Raw genomic sequence first — 6991 nt, 5'->3', positions numbered from 1 at the left:
CTTTGACCGCTGCCGGAATTTTTCTATGAGCCATGATTCACCTCGCAGGAGATTTTGCTCCTACTTGGTGGTCCTGAAAAACCCGGCCATTACAGCCCCGCGCGCTCCTACATGTCCAGATCAGGCGCGATAGCGCGGTGCCACGTCCTTGCGCGAGAGATTCGGTCCCATCGCGACGCGCGCGGCGTCATACGTCAGGAACTGCTGCTCATCGGCCAGCGGCGGAATCGTCACCACTTCGCCGCGGTCATAGCCCAGCAGCGCGGCATCCACCAGATCGGCGGTCTCCATGACCATCCCCGGCAGCATCGCATCGATGTCTTTACCCGAGTTCTCCCAGATTTCCGAGCGGGTCGCACCCGGCAACACCGCCTGCACGCGGACGCTGGTGCCCTTCAGCTGCGTCGCCAGGCTCTGGCTCACGTTGAGCAGGTGCGCCTTCGAGCCACTGTAGATACCGTCGAACATCTCCGGTGCGAAGGCGAGCACGGACGCGATATTGATGATGCCGCCATGGCCGCGAGCGACGAAGGCCTTGGCCGCCGCGGCGGTCAACAGGGTGGGCGCGGTGATGTTGATGGCGATGAGCTTTTCGATCGCGTCGCTGTCGTTGTCGAGGAAGCTGCCATTGAGCGAGATACCGGCATTGTTCACCAACAGGGTGATTGAGGTGTCCGCCGCTACCCGCTTCTCCACCGCGGCCACGTCGGCACGCTGCGTGAGGTCCGCCTTCAGCGTTTCGACCTTCCGCCCCGTCGCGGCGCCGATTTTCCTGGCCAATGCGTCCAGGCGATCCAGACGACGTGCGACCAGAATCAGATCGTAGCCGCGCGCCGCCAGACGCTCGGCGTAGACCTCGCCGATGCCCGACGAAGCGCCCGTAACCAGTGCCGTGCCTTTGTTTTCAACGCTCATGAGGGTGACTCCGTATGGGTAAGTTGCAAAGTGATATCGACTACGTTGCCATACGATAGTGACCTAGCTATCATTATGCAATGGACACCGACAAACTTTCTTCAGGTACCTGCTCGATTGCCCGCAGCCTCGCGCTGGTGGGCGATACCTGGAGCGTGCTGATCCTTCGCGATGCCAGCCGGGGGATGACGCAGTTCGACCAGTTCCGGACGAGCCTGGGCATCGCGCCGAACATTCTGTCGCGTCGATTGAAGGGTCTGACCGAGGCCGGTGTCCTGGAAAAGCGCCGCTACAGCGAGCGGCCGCCGCGCGACGAGTACGTGCTGACCCAGGCCGGACGCGAGTTCCTGCCGATCATGGCCGCCATGGGCGAATGGGGCCGTCGGCACAACGGCGGCGGCGGGAAGTTGTCCCATCTCGTCGCCGACGAGACGGGTGAGCGGGTGAGTGCGGTGGTGATCGATGAGGTGACGGGGCGTCGTCTCGACCAGTTGCCGATGCGTCTGGTGATGCCGGACTGATAAGCCCGTTGATTCGTAACGAATCAGAACTTCATGGCAACGGGAGCGCGGAGCTGATGCATCAGGGTGCGGGTTGTGACGGTCCATAGACCGTCCGCAACATGCATTCGTAGTCGGCCTGCGGCATGAGCTCCATGGAGGCACGTCGCCGGTCGACATCGACGGGTTTTTCCGTCGGTTGAGGCATCATCGCTGACGGATGCTTCGGGTCGACCATGTACTGAGTGCCATACCGTTGCGGCTTGCCCTGCGCGCGAAGTACTCGGTCGGTGAGCATGGCGACATCGCCTTTGTAGGCATCTCCGTGTTCACCGGCCTTGGTCAACGCCGGCAACATGGAGGCCTGAAATGCCGGATCCTGATCGGCGTGTTGAACGAGCAGGAAGGCAGCTGAAACACCGTCACGGCCAACCTGCGAAGCCACAGGAAACGCACCATCGCCGAACCGCCGTTTCATCCATGCAAGGTTGTCCTTGTCCATGGCGAAGACTGCCTTGCCCAATTCCTGCGACCCGCCGGCATCGATCCATGCCTTGCGTGCTTCGACGTCTTTATCGCGACGCTTGAGCAACTCGCTCCGTAAGGGTCCGTCAGTGATGTGGACCGCCTTTGCATCAGCGGCTGCGCCCTCCGCGCTGAGTTCCGGATGCAGCCTGGCAAGCTTATCCATCCATGCCTGAGCTGAGGGACATTGCGACCGCACGTTGTCATCGTTCGCGTCAGCCCATGCGGCGAATGAACTCATGAGCAGCGCGGCTGCCAGACTTAACTTCATCGAATGCTTCAACACGCGTTCTCTCTCCCTGAGCGGCACCGGCTTACCGACAGACCGGTATATCGAATTTATGGGCAGGGTTCCCGTCGCGTGACGCGACGATCGGATGCTGCACCCCCGTGAACCATGGCTCCTTCGGCCACCAGCGTGGGACCACCGGATGCGTCGTCGGTTCCACGGCCTGTCCGGGTTCCGGAATCAATACCTCGGCCTTGCTGCAACGTGCCGCCGCCAGAATGCGCTCGGCGGGTTCGGTCCAACCGTGATGCGCCAGCTTGATAAGGCCCCAGTGCACGGGGATCAGCACCTTGCCGCGAACCTCTTCGTGCACCTGCATCGCCTGCTCGGGCCCGAGGTGCCAGTCCGGCCACTGTTCGTCGTACTGACCGTCCTCGATCAGCGTGACATCGAAGGGACCGAACTTCGCACCCACATCGGCGAAGGTGTCATTCATGCCGGTATCGCCGGAGTAGAACGCGCGATGGTCGGGACCGATGAATGCGTAGCCCGTCCACAATGTGGCATCGCTATGCGCCTCGAGGCGACCGGATGCATGACGGGACGGTGTGGAAACGATACGAAGTGCGCCCACGTGCGCGTCCTGCCACCAGTCCAGTTCGGTGATCTTTTCCTTCGGCACGCCCCAGTCGATCAGGTGCGCCGCGATACCGAGCGGCACGATGAATCGTGCGCCGCGTGCGTTGAAGGCCTGCACGGAGGCGCGATCGAGATGGTCGTAGTGATCGTGTGATACGACGACGACATCGACTCGCGGCAGGTTATCGAGCGGGACGGGTGGTTCGTACCAGCGCTTCGGGCCGAGCCAGGGGAAGGGCGATGCGCGCTCGCTCCAGAAAGGGTCGATCACGACGTTGACGCCGTCGATCTCCAGTAACGAAGACGAATGGCCAAACCAGGTGACGCGCAAACCGCTCGTCGGAGGCGTGGCGTACAGCGCCGACGAGTCCATCGTCGGAACCGGCGCATCGGGTTCCTCGCCGGGCTTCGACTGCAGGATCTGCCAGATGCCACCCTTGAGGTTCATGAACATCGGTGCGGGGTTGGCGAAGCTCCGACCGTGCCACTGCGGCGATGTCACTTCGGCGGCCGTCGGTGTCTTGCTGGGCCATGCGCCGATGTTCGGCCATGCGGTGATCGCGACGAAGGCCACGATGAGGACGACGAGAGCGAGGAAGATGCCGAGATAACGGAGTAAGCGCTTCAAACCGGATCCTTTTCGGGGGATGGGTCTGAAGATAGCGGGACAGGTGGGGGTTCGTCACCGTGAATCGCCAGCAGGGCTGGCTCCACACAAGAGCAAGGATGCATGCTCGTGTAGGAGCCAGCCCGCTGGCGACCGGTGTTATCTCAAGCCAACAAGGATCAAGCCGGCATCGTCGCCATGTCGATCACGAAGCGGTAACGCACATCGTTCTTCGCCAGACGCACATACGTTTCGTTGATCGAGGTCATGTCGACGACTTCGATGTCCGACACGATGTTGTGCTCGGCGCAGAAGTCCATCATCTCCTGCGTTTCCGCCATGCCACCGATGGCGGAACCGGCGATCGTGCGACGCGGGAGCATCAGGCTGCCACCGATCACACCGTCGAGCGGAGTGAGTGCGCCGACCAGCACCATGGTGCCGTCGAGCTTGAGCAGGCTGGTGTACGGGTTGATGTCGTGCGACACCGGCACCGTGTTGAGCAGGAAATCGAAGCTGCTGGCCTGGGCCTTCATCGCCTCGGCATCGGTCGAAAGCAGCACGGCGTCCGCGCCAAGGCGCTTCGCATCCTCACCCTTGGAGGCCGACGTGGTGATCATCGTGACATGCGCGCCCATGGCCTTGGCGAACTTCACGCCCATGTGGCCGAGACCACCCAGACCGATGACGCCGACCTTCTGACCCGGGCCCACCTTCCAGTGACGCAGCGGCGAGTACGTGGTGATACCGGCGCAGAGCAGGGGAGCGGTCGCCTTGAGATCGAGCTTCTCGGAGATCTTCACGACGAAGCGCTCTTCCACGACGATCTCGGTGGAGTAACCGCCCTGGGTCGGGGTGGTCTTGTCCTGCTCGGTGCCGTTGTAGGTGAAGCTGGTGTGCGTCGTGCAGTACTGCTCGAGGTTCTGCTTGCAGGAATCGCACTCGCGGCACGAATCGACCATGCAGCCGACGCCGGCGAAGTCGCCGACCTTGAACTTCCTGACGGCCGAGCCAACGGCGACGACGCGGCCCACGATTTCATGGCCCGGGACCATCGGGAACACCGAGTTGCCCCAGTCGCCCTTGGCCTGGTGCAGATCCGAATGGCAGACGCCGCTGTAGAGGATCTCGATGCGCACATCGTGCGCGCCCGGATCGCGGCGCTGGAAGGTGAAGGGAACGAGGGGCGTCGTGGCGCTCTTGGCGGCAAATCCGCGGACTTCGATCATGGGAGTCATCCTCGATAGGTGGGTCAGGAAAGCGGGTAACGATAAAGCCTCAACAATCCTGCGGGCCAACGGGAATTCCGGCATGTATCGTTGAGGTATCCTTGATAATCATGCGTCCCGACAACCTTTCTCATCTGGCGGCATTCGCCGCCGTCGCCCGGCACGCCAGCTTCCGAAAGGCGGGCGCCGAGCTGACGCTGTCCACGTCGGCCATCAGCTATGCCATCCGTGGACTGGAAGAACGGCTGGGGGTGGTTCTCTTTCACCGCACCACGCGCAGCGTTTCACTGACGGAAGCGGGTCAGCGGCTGCTCGAGCGGCTGGAGCCGGCGCTGCTTGGCGTAAACGACGCCCTTGAAGAGATGAACAACTTCCGCGCGGCGCCCGCCGGTACGTTGCGGATCAACATGCCACGCGTCACCGCGCAGCTCCTGCTTCCGACGCTGCTGCCTCGTTTTCTGGCGACATATCCAGACATTCACTTTGAAGCTGTGGATAACGATGGCCTGATCGATATCGTCGCTTCGGGCTTCGACGCCGGCATCCGGTTCCTGGAGCAGGTGCCGGAGGACATGATCGCCGTGCCGATCGGCGGTGCGCAGCGGGGTGCCATCGTCGCCTCGCCTGACTATCTCGCCCGCTACGGCAGCCCCCTGGTCCCCGACGACCTGTTCCGCCATAACTGCATCCGCTTTCGGTTTCCCAGCGGGCGGGTCTATAAGTGGGAACTGGAGCAGGGTTCGACCAAGCTCGAACTGGACGTTCGCGGGCGGCTGACCTTCGGCGACATGCGTCTGGCGCTGGATGCCGCCGTCGCAGGCATCGGCATCGCCGCGGTGCTGGACGATCAGGTCAAGGCACTGGTCGAGGACGGTAAGCTGGTCCGGCTGCTGGAGGACTGGTGCCCGCCGTACCCGGGATTCATGCTCTATTACCCACGCCAGCGGCGAGTCACGTCGGCCCTTCGCGCGTTCATCGAATACATCCGCGAGCACGCGTGCGCCTGAATCGCCAGCAAGGCTGACTCCCGCCGGGCCGTCCGACCGCGTATCCTAGGCCGATTGCTGCGACGCACCATGACGCCGCGGCCCACCTACGTCCCCGAGCACCCCTCATGTCTGGTTCCGCCCCCGTCCTCGATCCGGGCACCGCGCCCGTCCGCGCGCCTCACGTCGGCCTGGTGATCCTCGCGCTGGCCGTCGGTGGCTTCGCCATCGGTACGACCGAGTTCGCCTCGATGAGCATGCTGCCACTGTTCGCACAGGGTCTGGGCATCGATGCGCCGACCGCGGGCCATGCGATCAGCGCCTATGCGCTGGGTGTCGTCATCGGCGCTCCGGTGATGACCGTGCTCGGCGCGCGCGTGCCGCGCCGTCGCCTGCTGCTGATCCTCATGGCGATGTTCACGCTGTTCAACGGTCTGACCGGCTTGTCGCCGAACTACCACTGGATGCTGGTGTTCCGGTTTCTGGCTGGCCTGCCGCATGGCGCGTACTTCGGTGTCGCCGCCCTGGTCGCCTCATCGCTGGTTCCCCCCAACCGGCGCACGCGCGCGGTCGGCCAGATGTTCCTCGGCCTCACGTGCGCCACCATCGTCGGCGTTCCGCTGGCCAGCTGGCTGGGTCAGCTGGTGGGCTGGCGCTGGTCGTTCGCGCTGGTGGCCGTCCTTGGCCTGCTGACGATTCTCGCCGTCGCGATTTACGCACCCAGGACGCCCGCCAATCCGAAGGCCAGTCCGCTTGGCGAGCTCAGCGCGCTGAAACGCTCGCAGGTCTGGTACACGCTGGCGATCGGTGCCATCGGTTTCGGCGGCATGTTCGCTGTGTATACCTACCTCGCCGACATCCTTATCAGCGTGACCGGGATGCCACTGTCGAGCGTGCCCTGGGTGATGGCCATCTTCGGCGTCGGCATGACCGTTGGCAACATGGTCGTGCCCGTCTTCGCCGATCGCGCGCTGATGCGCACGGCAGGTGCACTGTTGCTGTGGAGCCTCGTGATCCTCGCCATCTTCCCGTTCACCGCAAGCAACATCTGGCTGCTGAGCCTCGACGTGTTTTTCATTGGTGTGGGTGGGGCACTCGGTACGGTGCTGCAGACGCGGCTCATGGATGTGGCGGGCGATGCGCAAGGTCTTGCCGCATCGCTGAATCATTCCGCCTTCAATACCGCTAACGCGCTCGGGCCGTACCTGGGCGGCCTCGCCATCGCCGGCGGTTACGGGTGGACGTCGCCCGGCTGGGTGGGAAGTCTGTTGGCGCTGGCGGGGCTCGCTATCTGGGCGGCGTCGGTGGCGGCTGAAAAGCGGACCGCTAGCCGGGTGGCTGCGGAAGCCTGCTGACCCGGA

General features: G+C 63.6%; 7 protein-coding genes. 3 read left to right on the top strand and 4 right to left on the bottom strand.

Annotation, left to right across the window (positions count from 1 at the left end; translation table 11 throughout):
- Positions 1–120: 120 nt before the first annotated feature.
- Positions 121–915 carry an SDR family NAD(P)-dependent oxidoreductase gene (locus J2X57_RS08330; RefSeq protein WP_309865700.1) on the bottom strand — a complete coding sequence of 265 codons (795 nt, stop codon included), beginning with the start codon at positions 913–915 and terminating at the stop codon, positions 121–123.
- A gap of 80 nt (positions 916–995) precedes the next feature.
- Here J2X57_RS08330 and J2X57_RS08325 point away from each other — a divergent pair, with 80 nt between their 5' ends.
- Positions 996–1436, top strand: coding sequence for a helix-turn-helix domain-containing protein (locus J2X57_RS08325; RefSeq protein WP_309865698.1), 441 nt, complete (start codon positions 996–998; stop codon positions 1434–1436).
- A gap of 61 nt (positions 1437–1497) precedes the next feature.
- Here J2X57_RS08325 and J2X57_RS08320 read toward each other — a convergent pair whose 3' ends face one another.
- The 3 genes from J2X57_RS08320 to J2X57_RS08310 all read right to left on the bottom strand — a co-directional run bounded on the left by J2X57_RS08320 (position 1498) and on the right by J2X57_RS08310 (position 4644).
- Positions 1498–2226, bottom strand: a complete 729-nt coding sequence (locus J2X57_RS08320) for a DUF6624 domain-containing protein (protein ID WP_309865695.1) — start codon at positions 2224–2226, stop codon at positions 1498–1500.
- 28 nt (positions 2227–2254) lie between these two features.
- Positions 2255–3436, bottom strand: a complete 1182-nt coding sequence (locus J2X57_RS08315; protein ID WP_309865692.1) for an MBL fold metallo-hydrolase — start codon at positions 3434–3436, stop codon at positions 2255–2257.
- A 158-nt stretch (positions 3437–3594) separates the two neighbouring features.
- Complete coding sequence (locus J2X57_RS08310) at positions 3595–4644, bottom strand: NAD(P)-dependent alcohol dehydrogenase (RefSeq protein WP_309865689.1); 1050 nt, start codon at positions 4642–4644, stop codon at positions 3595–3597.
- A 110-nt stretch (positions 4645–4754) separates the two neighbouring features.
- Here J2X57_RS08310 and J2X57_RS08305 point away from each other — a divergent pair, with 110 nt between their 5' ends.
- Both J2X57_RS08305 and J2X57_RS08300 read left to right on the top strand, forming a co-directional pair.
- A complete protein-coding gene (locus tag J2X57_RS08305) occupies positions 4755–5651 on the top strand; it encodes a LysR family transcriptional regulator (protein WP_309865686.1) in 897 nt (298 codons plus the stop codon).
- 107 nt (positions 5652–5758) lie between these two features.
- Positions 5759–6985 carry an MFS transporter gene (locus J2X57_RS08300; protein WP_309865683.1) on the top strand — a complete coding sequence of 409 codons (1227 nt, stop codon included), beginning with the start codon at positions 5759–5761 and terminating at the stop codon, positions 6983–6985.
- The last annotated feature ends 6 nt before the right edge of the window (positions 6986–6991 follow it).

It is taken from the genome of Luteibacter sp. 1214 (assembly GCF_031455395.1).
GTDB classification, from domain to species: domain Bacteria; phylum Pseudomonadota; class Gammaproteobacteria; order Xanthomonadales; family Rhodanobacteraceae; genus Luteibacter; species Luteibacter mycovicinus.
Note: the sequence above shows the minus strand (reverse complement) of the source record. Positions and strands in the feature narration are given on the sequence as shown.

Bases quoted from the DNA above. Each gene is read 5' to 3' on its own strand.
- J2X57_RS08300 (WP_309865683.1), top strand. From the start codon at position 5,759: ATGTCTGGTTCCGCCCCCGTCCTCGATCCGGGCACCGCGCCCGTCCGC.
- J2X57_RS08330 (WP_309865700.1), bottom strand. From the start codon at position 915: ATGAGCGTTGAAAACAAAGGCACGGCACTGGTTACGGGCGCTTCGTCG.
- J2X57_RS08310 (WP_309865689.1), bottom strand. From the start codon at position 4,644: ATGATCGAAGTCCGCGGATTTGCCGCCAAGAGCGCCACGACGCCCCTC.
- J2X57_RS08325 (WP_309865698.1), top strand. From the start codon at position 996: ATGGACACCGACAAACTTTCTTCAGGTACCTGCTCGATTGCCCGCAGC.
- J2X57_RS08305 (WP_309865686.1), top strand. From the start codon at position 4,755: ATGCGTCCCGACAACCTTTCTCATCTGGCGGCATTCGCCGCCGTCGCC.